The 14,203-nt window shown below is 65.2% G+C and carries 12 protein-coding genes; 5 read left to right on the top strand and 7 right to left on the bottom strand.

All coding sequences use genetic code 11. The features are described 5' to 3' along the window. The first annotated feature begins 84 nt into the window (after positions 1 to 84). Positions 85 to 549 carry a VanZ family protein gene (locus DEJ06_RS10230; protein ID WP_084740580.1) on the top strand — a complete coding sequence of 155 codons (465 nt, stop codon included), beginning with the start codon at positions 85 to 87 and terminating at the stop codon, positions 547 to 549. A gap of 69 nt (positions 550 to 618) precedes the next feature. Here the strand turns inward: DEJ06_RS10230 and DEJ06_RS10225 are convergent, their stop codons facing one another. The 5 genes from DEJ06_RS10225 to DEJ06_RS10205 all read right to left on the bottom strand — a co-directional run bounded on the left by DEJ06_RS10225 (position 619) and on the right by DEJ06_RS10205 (position 6,679). Continuing rightward, entirely contained in the window at positions 619 to 1,182 is a 564-nt protein-coding gene (locus tag DEJ06_RS10225) for a hypothetical protein (protein WP_110864288.1), read from the bottom strand. Between the two features lie 379 nt (positions 1,183 to 1,561). After that, the gene (locus DEJ06_RS10220; protein ID WP_111039216.1) at positions 1,562 to 3,382 is read right to left on the bottom strand and encodes a DUF4012 domain-containing protein; all 1,821 of its coding nucleotides are present in this window, start codon (positions 3,380 to 3,382) and stop codon (positions 1,562 to 1,564) included. A gap of 35 nt (positions 3,383 to 3,417) precedes the next feature. After that, positions 3,418 to 4,389: a GDP-L-fucose synthase gene (locus DEJ06_RS10215; RefSeq protein ID WP_111039215.1), complete on the bottom strand. Its 972-nt coding sequence runs from the start codon at positions 4,387 to 4,389 to the stop codon at positions 3,418 to 3,420. Then, positions 4,389 to 5,417, bottom strand: a complete 1,029-nt coding sequence (gene gmd / locus DEJ06_RS10210) for a GDP-mannose 4,6-dehydratase (protein ID WP_110864285.1) — start codon at positions 5,415 to 5,417, stop codon at positions 4,389 to 4,391. The genes DEJ06_RS10215 and gmd overlap by 1 nt, the downstream gene beginning before the upstream one ends. Continuing rightward, positions 5,414 to 6,679, bottom strand: a complete 1,266-nt coding sequence (locus DEJ06_RS10205) for a glycosyltransferase family 4 protein (RefSeq protein ID WP_181436775.1) — start codon at positions 6,677 to 6,679, stop codon at positions 5,414 to 5,416. Before DEJ06_RS10205 ends, gmd begins: the two co-directional genes overlap by 4 nt. A gap of 111 nt (positions 6,680 to 6,790) precedes the next feature. Here DEJ06_RS10205 and DEJ06_RS10200 point away from each other — a divergent pair, with 111 nt between their 5' ends. The 4 genes from DEJ06_RS10200 (at position 6,791) to DEJ06_RS10185 (ending at position 12,390) form a co-directional block, all read left to right on the top strand. After that, positions 6,791 to 7,936 (top strand): glycosyltransferase family 4 protein, encoded by a 1,146-nt coding sequence (locus DEJ06_RS10200; protein WP_181436774.1) that lies wholly within the window; start codon positions 6,791 to 6,793, stop codon positions 7,934 to 7,936. Positions 7,937 to 8,014: 78 nt separating this feature from the next. Next, on the top strand, positions 8,015 to 8,593 hold the full coding sequence (locus DEJ06_RS10195) for an acetyltransferase (RefSeq protein ID WP_111039212.1): 579 nt from the start codon (positions 8,015 to 8,017) through the stop codon (positions 8,591 to 8,593). 14 nt (positions 8,594 to 8,607) lie between these two features. Beyond that, positions 8,608 to 10,875, top strand: coding sequence for a glycosyltransferase (locus DEJ06_RS10190; protein ID WP_181436773.1), 2,268 nt, complete (start codon positions 8,608 to 8,610; stop codon positions 10,873 to 10,875). A gap of 285 nt (positions 10,876 to 11,160) precedes the next feature. Continuing rightward, positions 11,161 to 12,390, top strand: a complete 1,230-nt coding sequence (locus DEJ06_RS10185; protein ID WP_111039210.1) for an oligosaccharide repeat unit polymerase — start codon at positions 11,161 to 11,163, stop codon at positions 12,388 to 12,390. Between the two features lie 79 nt (positions 12,391 to 12,469). Here the strand turns inward: DEJ06_RS10185 and DEJ06_RS18595 are convergent, their stop codons facing one another. Together DEJ06_RS18595 and DEJ06_RS10175 are read right to left on the bottom strand one after the other, a co-directional pair. Next, on the bottom strand, positions 12,470 to 12,964 hold the full coding sequence (locus DEJ06_RS18595) for a DapH/DapD/GlmU-related protein (protein WP_258372433.1): 495 nt from the start codon (positions 12,962 to 12,964) through the stop codon (positions 12,470 to 12,472). Continuing rightward, complete coding sequence (locus DEJ06_RS10175) at positions 12,957 to 14,177, bottom strand: hypothetical protein (protein ID WP_181437343.1); 1,221 nt, start codon at positions 14,175 to 14,177, stop codon at positions 12,957 to 12,959. Before DEJ06_RS10175 ends, DEJ06_RS18595 begins: the two co-directional genes overlap by 8 nt. Positions 14,178 to 14,203: the final 26 nt, after the last annotated feature.

The raw sequence follows: 14,203 nt of genomic DNA, 5'->3' as shown, positions 1-14,203 counted from the left end.
GGTACTCGTTTTCCGGATTGCCGGGATCGGGGGACGAGATGGTGCGGACACCTGCCTGGAGGCGCGACTCGCTAGCGTCGGCACGTGACCTCCGACAAGCCCCGCGTCGACGACCGCGCCCCGGCCACCTGGCGCAGCCGTCGGTTCGCGACCGGGCTCGCGATCGCCTACGGCGTCGCCCTGGCGCTCGTCGGGTTCTGGGGCTCCCCCGTCGACGCTGCAGGGGCCCCGTGGCTCACCCGTGTCCTCGCTGCCGCGCACCGGCACGGCCTGCCGGAGCGCATCGACTACGCCACCGTTGAGTCCCTGGCGAACGTGGTCTACTTCGTGCCGCTCGGCCTGCTCGTGGTGCTGCTCGCCGGTGCCCGCTGGTGGTGGGCCGCCATCGCCGCGGGGCTCGTCGTCAGCACGTGCATCGAGACCGGTCAGGCGCTGTTCCTGCCCGCCCGCACCGCGACCATCGACGACGTCGTCGCGAACGGCGTGGGGGCGCTCCTGGGGGCCGTGGTGGGTGTCCTGCTGCTCAGCCGTGCGGCCCGGCGTCGCTGAGGACGATCTCCGGACACGAAGAAGCCCCCGGAGCAGATGCTCCGGGGGCTTCGTTCAGTGCGTCGAGACTCAGACGGACTCGCGCTGGCGGCGGACCGAGCCGCGGACCAGCAGGAGGCCACCACCGAGGACGACTGCGCCGCCGGCGACCCAGAGGGCCAGGGCGGAGACGGTCGAACCCGTGAAGGCCAGCGTGCCGTCGGTGCCGTTGCCCGCACCGGCGCCAGCTGCGGGAACCGCAGCAGCGTCAGCCGGGGCGACGGTGAAGGCCGCGAAGCCGACGACGCCCGAGGTGGCGCCGGTGGCGGTCAGGTTGTAGGTGCCCGAGGCGCCCTGGGGGAACGTGACGTTGACGTCGAGCGAGCCATCCGAAGCGGCCGTGTAGGTCTTCGAGACGGTCGTGGTCGGCAGCGCGCCGAGCGTGACCGCACCGGCACCGGTGACCTGGACGTTGACGGTCTCGTTGTCCTGGAACGCGCCCTCGGTGAAGTTCACCGAAGCGGTGCCACCGGCGACGGCGGAGCCGGAGACGGAGACGTCGGAGTCAGGCGTGTAGCCGGCGGCGTTGGCGACGGCCGGAGTGGCGAGCAGTGCGGCGCCAGCCAGCACCACCGCTGCGATGAGCTTCTTCATGAATGGTTCCCCTAAAGATCTGAAAATCCAGACCCTGACACCCAGAGCCCGCTGTTCGCCGGTGGTTGACCCCAGCCACAGAAATGGCGGTTGTTATGGCGAAGTTGTCTCAATCTAGCGGAGTTTCCCAGCTTGATACCAGATCACGTGGATTTTGTTCATTGGTCGACGTGTGTTCATCCACGTCACCTGCCCGTCGCACGACCCTACCGTCGGCCGATCGAGGCTTCACGCATCAGAAACCCCAGGTGGGAGGCCCTGATAGGGCGAACTGGAGCACGCTGTGCGTCCAATGAAGGACCTTTGCACCCGGACAGGTGAGCCCGTTGCCCCTCGGAGTGGGGGCACCCTCTCGGTTCGCTTTGCGGAGCTTCCGTTGTCAGCCGGCGGCGAGCGGCTGCTCGCAGTCGAACGTGAGCGGCTTCGTCTCGGTCTGGCGGACGCCAGGAGTCGAGTTCGCCTGCACCGGAGCCTTCGCGTACTTCGCATCCCCCAGGAACGCGACGCGGTAGGTCAGGCTCTCGCCGGGGGCGAGCAGGGTCTGCAACTGGGCCACGGGGTGCCCGCCGTCGGTCGCTGTCTGCACCGGAGTGGTCTTGCCGTCCTTTGTGGCCCCGAGGAAGATCGCGTTCTCGGGTGCGTACGCGGCGAGCAGGGTCTTGATCTTGCCGGGCTCCACACCGAAGTTCCCGCCGCCGGTGACGTACGCGGGCAGGCTGGTCGCCGCGTCGGCCGGTGCCGTGTTCTTGATGGTGATCTGGACGACAGATGTCGGTCGCCCGTCCTTCCGGCACACCGAACTGCCGACCGAGACACGCTTCTGGAGGTAGTAGTCCATCTTCGAGCCGGTGCCGTCGTTCAGGTAGACGGCGAACTGGCTCGAGTCTGTGGTCGCCGTCGGCAGCTCTCCGGCGACCGGTGTCCCACTGATCCGGCCCTGCTCCGCCTTGTCGGCGCTCCAGAGGCGAAGGCGGCCCTCATTGGAGCTCTGGGTCAGCGCAGACACGAAGGCCTTCGTGTCGAACCCGCCCGACGCGACCTTGTCGAACACCGCGCTGGCGGCGGACGCGAAGAACGCGTCTTGCACGACCGGGTCGGGGTACTTGGCGTACACGTCGCTCAGCAGCAGCTGGACGGCATTGTCCGCGGTCATGGTGTCGCCGGTCGGCAGCTGCACGGGGCCGGTCGCCCTGAGCAGGTAGCTCAGCGTCACAGGATCCATGGCGAGCACGCCGTCGACCTGCTGCCCGAACCGCTGCTTCCACATCTCCCGCGCGAGCTTCGCCGAGACGTCGAACCGCGGCGTGAGCGTGACGTCCTGCATGTACTCGCCGGTGATTTCTCCGTAGAGCCCACGCGTGTCGGCGGTCAGCGGCAGCACCGGCTTGTCGTAGGGTCCGAACGACGCCCCTGACGCTTGACTGCCCAAGCTGATCGCTCCGTCCTTCGCCTGCAGGAGCGCCACGGCACCGGGGATGCCCCCGCCCGCACGCAACTCGGCGTTGTTCTGGAACAGCAGCAGGTAGTCCCGGTCCCCGTCGTGACCGAGCATGGCCGGCGCGAGCTGCACGATGCGGTTCGCCGCCACCGCCTGCTCGGAAGCTGACGACAGCGCGTTCCGCAGCTGTCCCACGGCGGTGGTGACCGGCGAAAGCGTTCCGCTGGTGTCGATCCGCGCCGCGTCGGCACGAGCCTGCTCGAGTGTCTTCGTAGCCTCGGCGACCGCCGGCTGCGCGTCCTCGATCGGCTGGAGATTGATCTTGCCGTTCTTCGGCGCGAACGAATCCGACCCGAGGCCGTCGATGACGCCGGCGACGGGACTGACGGCATCGCTGGCGACGTCGTCGACGATCACCGAGATGTCGCGCACGGCCCGCAGGTTGGTCCCGAAGAAGGGTACGGACTGTGCCGCGCCCCACACGGGGTCGCCGGTCAGTGATCGAGCCGACGCTGCTTCGTCCTCGAGATGCCTCGCGGTCTTCTGCGCGGCGCCGGTGTCACCACTGGTCAGCTGCGACCGGAGGGTGTCGACGTCCCCGACGGCCCGCTCCAGGTGCCCCTTTGCGAGCATGCCGCGGACACCGACCCAGGCGACGGCGAGGATCAGCAGCAGGACAAGGGCGAGGACGACCCACAGGACGATCCGGGCCCTGGACCCCCGGCGTACTGCAGTGCGTCGCGACTCGGGCGCGTCGGACATGAGGCGATCCTACGGTTCCGTACGTCCCACACCCGTCACTGACGGACGGAGTCCGCGTGTTCGCGGTACCAGTCGACGGTGCTGCGGAGCCCTTCCTCGAGGCCGATCTGCGCCGTCCATCCAGCGTCCGCGAGCTTCGACACGTCGAGCAGCTTCTGCGGGGTCCCGTCCGGCTTGGTGGTGTCCCAGACCGTCTCGCCCTCGAACCCGACGATCTTGCCGATCGTCTCGGCGATCTCCTTGATCGTGACGTCCGACCCGGTGCCGACGTTGACCTGGTCAGCACCGTCGTAGTGCTCCATCAGGTGGAACACCGCTGCCGCCATGTCGTCGACGTGCAGGAACTCACGACGCGGCGACCCGGTCCCCCAGTTTTCAACCGTTGATGCACCGCTGCGAGCAGCTTCGTCGTACCGGCGGATGAGCGCCGGCAGGACGTGGGACCCGGTCGGCGAGAAGTTGTCGCCCGGGCCGTAGAGGTTGGTCGGCATCGCCGAGATCCACGGGCGGCCGAACTGCCGACGGACGGCCTGCACCTGCAGGATGCCAGCGATCTTGGCGATGGCGTACGCGTCGTTCGTGGGCTCGAGGTGGCCCGTGAGCAGTGCGTCCTCGTGGATCGGCTGCTCGGCCATCTTCGGGTAGATGCAGGACGAGCCGAGGAACACGAGCCGTTCGACACCGTGCTCCACCGCGGCGTCCATCACGTTGACCTGGATCTGCAGGTTCTCGCTCAGGAAATCGTGCGGGTAGGTGTTGTTCGCCATGATCCCGCCCACCTTGGCGGCGGCGAGCACGACGTGCTTCGGCTTCTGGTCCGCGAAGAAGGCGAAGACCGCGCCGCGGTCCTTCAGGTCGAGTTCGGACGAGGTCCGTCCGACCACGTCGGTGAAGCCCTCCGACTCGAGCTTGCGCCAGACCGCCGAACCCACCAGGCCGCGGTGCCCCGCGATGTAGACGCGGTCAGCTCGATCGATCGGACCGGGGGTGAAGTCGGTCGTGGTCATCAGGAACCCCAGCTCTCGAGACGAACGGTGTCGATCCAGGGACGGCCCTCGTGCTCGAGGGCGGAGATGTCGGCGTCGACCATGATCCTCGCCAGCTCGGCGGTGTCGACGGTCGCCTCCCAACCGAGCTTCTCCTTGGCCTTCGAGGCGTCGCCGACGAGGGCGTCCACCTCGCTCGGTCGCAGGTAGCGCTCGTCGAACCGGACGTGGTCTTCCCAGTTCAGCCCGGCGTGTGAGAACGCCGTGGTGAGGAAGTCCTTGACCGTGAAGTCGCCGCCGGTCGCCAGCACGAAGTCATCCGGCTCGTCGACCTGCAGCATCCGCCACATGCCCTCGACGTACTCGGCGGCGTACCCCCAGTCGCGGACGGAGTCGAGGTTGCCGAGGTACACGTGGTCCTCGAGGCCGGCCTTGATCCGAGCGACCGCACGAGTGATCTTGCGGGTGACGAACGTCTCACCACGACGTGGTGACTCGTGGTTGAACAGGATGCCGTTCACGGCGAACATCCCGTAGGCCTCGCGGTAGTTCCGCGTTACCCAGTAGCTGTAGACCTTTGCGGCACCGTACGGAGAACGCGGCCAGAACGGCGTCTCTTCGTTCTGCGGCGGCGGGGTGGCGCCGAACATCTCGGAGGAGGACGCCTGGTAGAAGCGCGTGTGGATACCGGACACGCGGACGGCCTCGAGCATGCGCATCGTGCCGACACCGGTCACGTCACCGGTGTGCTCCGGCTCGTCGAACGATACCCGCACGTGTGACTGCGCCGCGAGGTTGTAGACCTCGTCGGGCTTCAGCTCGCTGAGCAGGCTGACCAGCCGCGCGCCGTCGCCGAGGTCTCCGTAGTGCAGGAACAGCTTGGCATCGGGGTTGTGCGGGTCCACGTACAGGTGGTCGATCCGCGACGTGTTGAACGTGGACGCACGACGGATGAGTCCGTGCACCTCGTACCCCTTTCGGAGCAGCAGCTCGGCCAGGTACGAGCCGTCCTGCCCGGTGATGCCCGTGATGAGCGCGCGCTTGGTCATACAGTCCCCGATTTCTTGAAAGAGGAGCCGCCTTCGGCGGCCAACTCCCGCAGCAGTCGGGTAAACGTATCGAACGAAACGCGGGGCGCGAGGGTGGTGGCCCTGAACCGCCGTCCGTTCTCGCCGAAGTCGCGAGCGCGGCGCGGATCTGCCGCGAGTTCCTCCGCAGCGTCCAGCAGCGCTCGAGGGTCGGCAGCAGGGACCACAAGACCGGCCTCTGCGAGGAGCACTTCGCTCTCCGTCACGCTTCCGGAGTCGGTCGCTGCGATGACAGGAAGGCCGGTGCTGAAGTAGGAGGTGAGTTTGCTCGGGACAGCCATGCCCGCGACGCCGGCTTTCTCGTTCACAAGGAGCGCGTCTGCCGCACCAAGCGCGTCCCGGAACTCGGCGTCCGGCAACGACCCGACCATCGACACCGCCGGGACGCCATGCGCGAGCTCGGCAAGGCTCTGCCGCTGGTTCCCGTCACCCAGGAGCACGAACCGCACAGAGCGTTCCTCGCCAGCTGCCAAGCGTGCCGCCTCGACGACATTCTCGAGACCCTGCTTCACCCCCATATTCCCGGCATGAAGGACGACGAACTCGTCAGGCGCCCATCCGAGCCGCCTCCGCACCTGGTCTCGATCAGCGGAAGGGAGGTCCTCGAGGTGCGACCAGTTCCGCACGACAGCGACGGCAGCGAACGGGACCCCGATCTCCTCCACGAGTGTGTCGCGGAACCGCTCGTGAATGACTACCACACGGTCCGCCGCTCGAAGACACCACCGCTCGAGAGACCCGATCATCCTGGCGGCGAGCCCGGCTTTGGCCCCCCCGAGCTCACGTAGACCCAACGTGTAAAGGTCCTGAACCCAGATCACCGCGGGACGACGGGTGATGAACTTCGCCTTCAGGAGCGCGATCGCTGTGGAGATCAGCGCCGGAGACACGAGAACCACGACGTCGGGTCGGCCGAACCGAGCAGTCACGGCAGCGAGACCGAAGGAAAGCTCGGAGAGAGCACGAGCCATCCCGCCCGGTCGAGACGGGAGTTTGTGCCGACGCCGCTCAACTCGCACCCCCTCTTCATCGCCGACGCGAGATCGCGGCGGCGTGCGCTCGTGGAAAGCCCATTGCGGGTAGTGCGGGAAGGAAGAGATCACGCGAGCCCTCATCCCCCGCGAAACGAGCTCGCGCGCAAGCCCAGCGGTGTACGGGGCGATCCCCGTGCTCTCCGGAGAGTAATTGATGCCGACGAACAGGACCGAGAGGCGGTTCTCCACTCGCAGAACATAACAGCCGCTCGCGAACGAGCGCGCCACATGGCCGAACCCGCCCGCGGAGGACTCCGACGTGAGAGTCTCTTGTCAACCGTGACGAGGCAAGGAGGCTTGGTGGCGAAGGTCGTGATCGTCCAGCCCTACATACCTGCGTACCGGGTACCCCTTTTCGTCGAGCTTGCGAAGCGTCTCGCATCGCGTGGGCACAGGTTGGTAATCGCCGCTGGTGAACCGGACCGAACTCAGTTGCAGCGAGGGGACGCAACACATGTGAGAGGGGTCGAAGAAGCGACGCTACGAACCCGCTCCCTGCACGCAGGTCCGCTCAGAGTGAGATTCTCGTCTGCTGCACAGGTCTGGAAGTCCGCAGACGCCGTCATAGTCGAACTTTCGGCGAGCTCGCTGGACTCTTACCGCGCCCTCGCTTCGCGCGGGATCCGGGTCGGCGTGTGGGGGCACGTGGGGGCCTACGTGAAAGAGGACAGCTGGCTCGTGGCGATGCTGAAGAGATGGCAGGTCCGCCACGCGGACCACGTTCTGGCCTACACCGACGGCGGCGCAACCACCGCTGTCCAGCTCGGTGCCGACCCCTCAAACGTCACCGCCCTCAACAACACGGTTGACGTTCGAGGCTTGCGACGAGCGGTCGAGCGACAAAGGACGATGCCCGAGGCCAACGCCAGAGTGTCTCTGGGCGTCGGGTCGGGACCGGTCTTTGCGATGATCGGCGGGCTGGATGAGAGCAAGAGGATCGACCTGGTGGTAGCCGCTCTTGACCACCTTTGGCAAACGAGCTCGAACGTTCAACTGGTCGTCGGTGGCCACGGCGAGTTGGAGGATCTGTTCGCACCGGCCCGACTTCGTGGGCAGGTCAAGATGCTCGGGTACGTAGACGACGAGCGCAAGGCCACCATCGCCCGTGTTGCGACCGCTCTTCTTAACCCGGGGAGGGTGGGACTCATCGCTGTCGAGAGCATGGCTCTCGGGCTTCCGATCGTGACGACGTCTGGTACGCGCCACGCGCCCGAATACGAGTACCTCGTTCCAGGGGTCAGCGCCGTCGAGGTCCCTCCCATTGCGAGCGAATTGGCCACGACAATGCAGCGCATGACGCAGGATTCGGAGCAGATGGACGGGCTGCGTCGAGCGCTGTCCGCGAGGGCATCAAGCTTCTCCATCGAGGCGATGGCTGCCGCGATGGACGAAGCGATCGAAGACCTCCTCACCGGCGACAAAGCGCGCAGGCAGCAGCGGAGCTGAAGGTGTTTCGCCTCATCGTCCTCGCTAGGATCGTGAGCGCGCTGAGGAGTTTTCGCGGCGTCGAGGGGAGACGATGCTATGACAACCGGCGCTGAACCACCGGTGATCCCACTCGCCTCCGCCCCCGGCGAAGGAACCAGTTGGGACCGGCCGAAGTGGATGGTCTACGCCTGGGGTGCCGCGGAGCTTCTCTTCGTCACGAACCCATGGCAGATTTCGTCATCGCTGCGTGTCGCGGTGCTTCGTCGATTTGGTGCCGAAATTGGGTCCGGAGTCGTCTTCCGACCCCGAACCCGGGTGCGCTTCCCGTGGAAGCTTCGGATCGGAGATCACTCCTGGATCGGCGAGGGCGTCTGGCTTCACAACCAAGATCTCGTGGAAATCGGGCACGATGTCGTCATCTCGCAGGAGACGCTGATCACCACCGGCAGCCATGCTCATCGCCGAGACATGGCCCTCCTGACTCGGCCGATCCGCATCGAGGATGGCGTCTGGGTCACCTCTCGATGCATGATCCTGGGGGGCTCCGCTATCGGCCGTTCTGCTCTCGTTCGCCCCATGTCGCTCGTCCAAGGCGACGTTCCCGAGGGATCAGTTGTGAGTGGAAACCCCGCAGTGGTGGTCGGTCGGCGCTTCGATCAGGGCCCAGGGCGATGAGGATCACACAAGCCGTGACCCTAGTTTCGGCCGACGGGGCGTTCGGGGGGCCACTGGCCGTCGCGATCGCGCAATGTCGTGAGCTTGCGGCGCGTGGACACGAGGTCACCCTCCTTGCCGCCTGGGACGGCAAGCTTGAGCTTGAAATCCCAGGAGTTCGAGTCATTCTGTCGCGAGGGCGTCGCATACCCGGTACCGGGTTCAGCGGGGTTCGAGCGCCCAACCTCACCAAGTGGCTCCGAGAACACAGCAACGACATCGATGTCTTACACGTCCACGCCGGTCGCCATGCTTTCGATCTCGAGATTGCCGTGACGGCGCGGCGTGTTCACCTCCCTTACGTCCTGCAGACCCATGGAATGGTGATGCCGAGTCGGCGACCGTTCGCCCGCGTTCTCGACCGCGTGGTGACCAGGCCTGTACTCCGCGAAGCCGCGTCCGTGCTCACACTGACCGATACCGAAGCCGGAGGGGTCCGATCAGTCGAGCCGCTGGCTACCGTCCGATCCGTCCACAACGGGCTCGAGTTGTCCGAACGGCCTTCCCGCGAAAACCACAAGATTCCAGAAGTGCTCTTCCTCGCTCGCTTGCACCCCCGGAAGCGAGCGTCGGCCTTCGCGGAGATGGCCAGGATCCTCACGGAGCGTGGTATCGAGGCCACGTTCTCGATCGTCGGCCCAGACGAAGGTGATCTGGACGACATCGAGACCTTCATCCAGGACAATCCGACTGTCCCGCTGTCTTACGAGGGACCGATCACACCGGGCTCCGGAGCCAGCAGGATCGCCCGATCGGACATCTACGTTCTTCCGAGCCGTGGCGAGGTGTTCCCGATCTCGGTCTTGGAGGCGCTCTCTGCGAGCACTCCCGTCGTCCTCACCTCTGATTGCGGAATTGCCGACCGTCTCGCTCAGGCCGATGCTGCCTCGATCACAGACGGCACACCGGAGGGTCTCGCGCTCGGCGTGACCGAGTTACTCCTAGACGCCGACCTGCGATCGCGACGCGCAAGCGCAGGCCGCAAACTCATCGAGGGGGATCTCGGAGTCGCGTCGATGGTCGACGGAGTCCAGGCGGCGTACCGGGCGGCCGTAACCGACAGCAACCGCCCGAAGATCGTCTGGGTGACCAATCAAGCCGCTCCATACCGCATACCGGTTTGGAACGCGTTGGCGAACGACTTCGACCTCGAGGTCTGGTTGCTGGAATCTGACCGTTCGTTGCAGCAGGACCAGAACAACAGGGGCGACGACTGGACCGTCGCGGGTAGAACGTTCGACTTCAAGGTACGTACTCTGCCAACCATCTCAATACGGCGCGGCGAAGCACGTCACTACATCAACGGATGGCTTGGCCTCCGCCCGCTTCGAGGAGTACATGCCGTGCTCATCGGCGGCTGGGACTCCCCCGCGTACTGGGTCCTGTCCTACCTCGCTCGAAGCGCCGGCGTGCGGCTCGTCGGGTTCTACGAGTCACATGTCCTATCGCAACAGAGCCGCAGAGGGTTCTTGGCGTCCGCCAGACGTCACTTCTTCAAGTCGCTCGATGCGGTCGTCGTGCCGGGAGCGGCTTCACGAGACACGCTGCTTGCTGAGGGCATCCAACACGACAAGCTCTACGTCGGCTTCAACGCGGTCGACGTCCGCGCGATTCACCGAGACACCGCGACAGCTCGCGCGATCGTGAGCGGGAAGCAGGAACAAGGGCTCCGACTCCTCGTTGTTGGTCAGCTGATCTCGCGCAAGAACGTCGGCGAAGTCATCAGGAGCCTCACTGAGGTCGGGCTACGTGACGCAACCCTGACGGTTGTCGGTTCCGGACCCCTCGAACATGAATTGCGAACCCTTTCCCGGGACCTTCAGGTAGAGAACCGGGTCCGCTTCACCGGCTACCTCCCCGGGGACGCATTGCCTTCGGTCTTCGCCGAGCACGATGTACTCGTTCACCCGGCCCTCGAAGAGGTGTGGGGGCTCGTGGTCAATGAAGCCCTCGCTGCCGGCCTTCGGGTCATCGTCAGCAATCGAGCAGGTGTGGCTCCGTCGATCAAGCACATGGAAGGTGTCTTCATCACCACCCCCGAGGCCGATGGCATCGCCGCCCAAGCACGCCTCATCAATAACAAGGCACCGATCCGGAACCCGGCTATCCTCAGCCATGATCCGGAGTCATTTGCGCGGATCTTCCGCAACGCCCTCGTCGAGTATCGATCCTCGGAAAGCGCTTCGAGAGCATCAACCGGGAATCTGCCCACACATACCGACATCGAAGAGACGGCTTCCTAGACGATGGCTGGCACACAACACCGCGCGCGCCACTTCTTTGTCTACTCCAATTCTGGGCGAGACAGGCATCCCTTTAATCGACCGAGCACGGCAGGCCGATTGAGACCGAGCCCGCTTCTGGGAACTCTCACGTTCGTCACACTCGGCGCGGTTGTCCCACTCCTGGTGGTCCTGACCACGCCAGGCAACGGATATGCGAGTTGGCCAGGGGCCGCTGTTATTGCAATCGTCAGCGCCGCGCGCTTCAGCTGGACGATCTGCTCACGCCAGCGACATCTGGTCGAGATGGTCTTCAACATCTTCGTCTACGGCTTCTTAGGCATCGCGCCCCTCGTGCAGCTTCGGCTCCGGGCAGAAGTCGGGACAACCCCCGGCTTCATGAGCCAATACTCGAGTACGACAGTGATTCTCATCCTCGTCGGGTTCGCCGCAGTTTGCGTCGGGAGCTTGTTCGGAACCATCAAAGCGCCCGACGCCGCCAAGCGAGTGCAACCCCCACAAGAGCTGCGCACAGGCCGCGTCCTGGTAGTCACGCTCTTCGCGTTCGGCGCCACGGCCTACTACGTCGGCAGGTTAGGCCCGAACAGCTTCTTCCGCCCTCGTCTCGAGTTCAGCGGACAGCTCGCAGTCGCTTTCCCGGACGATACGACCGCGGCGCTCGTCGTCGGCGTGTCCAGCATGAGCTTGCTTGTCTCTGTAATCGCACAGATCACCCTGCTCCGACAACGCCGCCGTCAAGGGCTCCGTGCTCCGTTACTTCTCCTGCTGGTCACGGCCGCTACGCTCCTCCTCGTCGTCAACCCGATCAGCAGCGCTCGCTACGCAATTGGAACCGTCTACCTCGCCATCTTGGCGGCGGTCGGAGTGTGGGGAACTCTCCGGCGCTATCGGGTTGTTGGGCTGAGCACCCTCGGAGCCTTGTTCTTCCTATTCCCAATCGCATCGACGTTCCGCAATAGTCTCGACACGAAGGTTTCACTCAAGAACCCTCTCGAGTCGCTCCTCTCGGGTGACTTCGACAGCTTCAACCAGATCAACAACACCGTGTACTTCGTAGCCTCGAAAGGCATCACCTGGGGTGACCAGCTCCTAGGAGTGGTGTTCTTCTGGGTTCCTCGGGCACTGTGGCCCGACAAAGCCATAGATACTGGTGTCCTACTCGCGGAGTTCCGCGGTTACACCTTCCAGAACTTGTCTGCTCCGCTCTGGGCGGAGTTCTTCATCAACGGGAGCTGGCCGCTCCTCGTGGTCGGAATGATTTTGGTCGGCTTCGCGGCTCGGCGGTGGGATAGCCGCCTCGACGCGCAGATCATCGCCACCGGCACCCCGACGTTGCTCGGTTCCATTGTCCCGTTCTACCTGCTGATCGTTCTCCGGGGGTCATTGCTCCAGGCTATGGCTTCTCTTGCGGTTGTCCTCGTCTTGGGTTGGTTCGTCACGGCTGGCGCCCGGAGAAGCGGACATCCGCTCCGCCCTGATGACGAAGAGACCAACCGCACTCAGGCTCTGCAATGACTTGTTCGCGTCAACGTGGCTCCCCGATACTGCCTGGCTACTGCATTTTTTCGGGGCAGCTTGTCCGCAACCCAGGGATTTAGGACAACTGACGGATTACTCTGGCCGGCACGCCGGCGACGAGCATGTTCGGCGGGATATCCCTGTTGACCATCGTGCCCGCTGCTACTACGCAGCCTTCTCCGATCAAGACCCCCGGTAGCACGGTCACGCCTGCTCCCAGCCAGCTCCCTCGTCCCACCCGGATCGGTCTGACGCGCATGGCGCCAGCGCGGGCGTCGGGCTCGCCGATGTCATGCGTCACGGTGAGGAGCCTGACTCCCATCGCGAGGCTGACACCCGGTTCAAGCACCACTTCTGCCTCCGCCTCGATGAAGCAGTCAACGTTGATGAAGACCCCGTCCGCTACCGATAGGCCGCTGCCCCTGACAGACAGGCCGCTCAAGATGCGGGCGGAATTCACATGGACCCGCGCGCGGCGGAGAATCAGGTTCCGAACGTTCGGCCGCACCAGTCCGCTCGCTGACAGCCTTCTCAACACGGCGTCGATTCGCCATCGGATTTGTTCACGCAAGAGGGGATCCCTCTGCTCTCTCACCTGGGGGTTGCCGTAGGTCGCGCCAGTGGGCCGCTGCGAGAACCGCCGCTGGCACGCTTTGCTGGAGCGAGATTCCGAGTCCCGCTCCCATGGTCGTGCCCGTGAGTGCTCCTGCCGCGACGCAGGGGACGAACGTGACGAGTTGGACGATACGGAGGCGTGAGAGGAACCGAATCCGCCCACGCTTCTTGGCCACGAGTGTCGCCGTTTCCGCGAAGAGACTTGCGAGTGCGCCGAGTGCTAGACCGAGCGAAGCACCGCGAGCGAGCTCGACGTGGTCTCCGACCAGGAGCGAGAGCGTCGCCGCTGGCACGATCTGCACGGCACCGAGCCAAACGACTGTCACGCCGACGAGGAGAAGGAGCGTCAACGAGAGTGAACGAGGCCAACGAGTCGCCTGGGCGTCCTCTTGTCTGAGCGCACCCGCCGCTACGAAGGGAAGGGCGCTCCCGAGGAGACCGATCGGCGCTGCGATCGTTTCTCCCAGCCTGACTCCGGCCAAGATCTCAGGCCCGCCAACTGCCCCGAGCAGCGCAAGACTCGCCACACTGATGATGAAGAAGACGACCCACTCGAGTACACCAAGACGGAGCAGCTGACGCGCCTCCTTTAACCACGGGAGTAGTGGAGTTCTCGGAGCCGGATCAGCCCGACGAAGGGCTCCGCCGATGCAGAGCGCAACGACCACAGCGGCCCCGACCACGGACATCAAGGCAGCGTCGAGACCTGCACGCCCTGTCGTCGTGGCCACCAACGTCACAACGAACGCAATGCCGAACACGACGCCATCGGCAACGGCAATCGAATACGTGGAACGGTGCTCTCGCGAGAGGAGCGACCGAGCCACCTCGTACGCCCCAAGCGCCCAAACTGAGACGGCCAGGAGCGAAGCGGTCAGCGTCGACAGCCCGACATGAGCTGTGATGAAGACGGCAGCAGCGATCGGGGTCCCCAGGAGCACGCTCATCAATGCCAGCGGGAGGAGGCGTGGCGTCCGTTTGGAAAGCAGCAACGCAGGCACGAGGACCATTCGGACCGCGCCGACCCAGGTGGATTCGAGAGCCCACGCCGCAAAGAAGGCGGCAAGCGGCCCAGTGCCGAGAGCATGGGCGGCCGTGATCGAGACGAGGTAATTCGCGAGGGCCAAGAATGCCTGTGCCCCGACCCGCGGCAGGAGCAGGTGGATCACCCTCATCGTGGCCGCACCTCGTCTCC

The organism is Curtobacterium sp. MCLR17_051, assembly GCF_003234395.1.
In the GTDB taxonomy this organism is placed as follows: Bacteria; Actinomycetota; Actinomycetes; order Actinomycetales; family Microbacteriaceae; genus Curtobacterium; species Curtobacterium flaccumfaciens.
This window is presented reverse-complemented; position numbering and strand designations above follow the sequence as displayed.

Bases quoted from the DNA above. Each gene is read 5' to 3' on its own strand.
- DEJ06_RS10225 (WP_110864288.1), bottom strand. From the start codon at position 1,182: ATGAAGAAGCTCATCGCAGCGGTGGTGCTGGCTGGCGCCGCACTGCTC.
- DEJ06_RS10220 (WP_111039216.1), bottom strand. From the start codon at position 3,382: ATGTCCGACGCGCCCGAGTCGCGACGCACTGCAGTACGCCGGGGGTCC.
- DEJ06_RS10215 (WP_111039215.1), bottom strand. From the start codon at position 4,389: ATGACCACGACCGACTTCACCCCCGGTCCGATCGATCGAGCTGACCGC.
- gmd (WP_110864285.1), bottom strand. From the start codon at position 5,417: ATGACCAAGCGCGCGCTCATCACGGGCATCACCGGGCAGGACGGCTCG.
- DEJ06_RS10195 (WP_111039212.1), top strand. From the start codon at position 8,015: ATGACAACCGGCGCTGAACCACCGGTGATCCCACTCGCCTCCGCCCCC.
- DEJ06_RS10185 (WP_111039210.1), top strand. From the start codon at position 11,161: ATGGTCTTCAACATCTTCGTCTACGGCTTCTTAGGCATCGCGCCCCTC.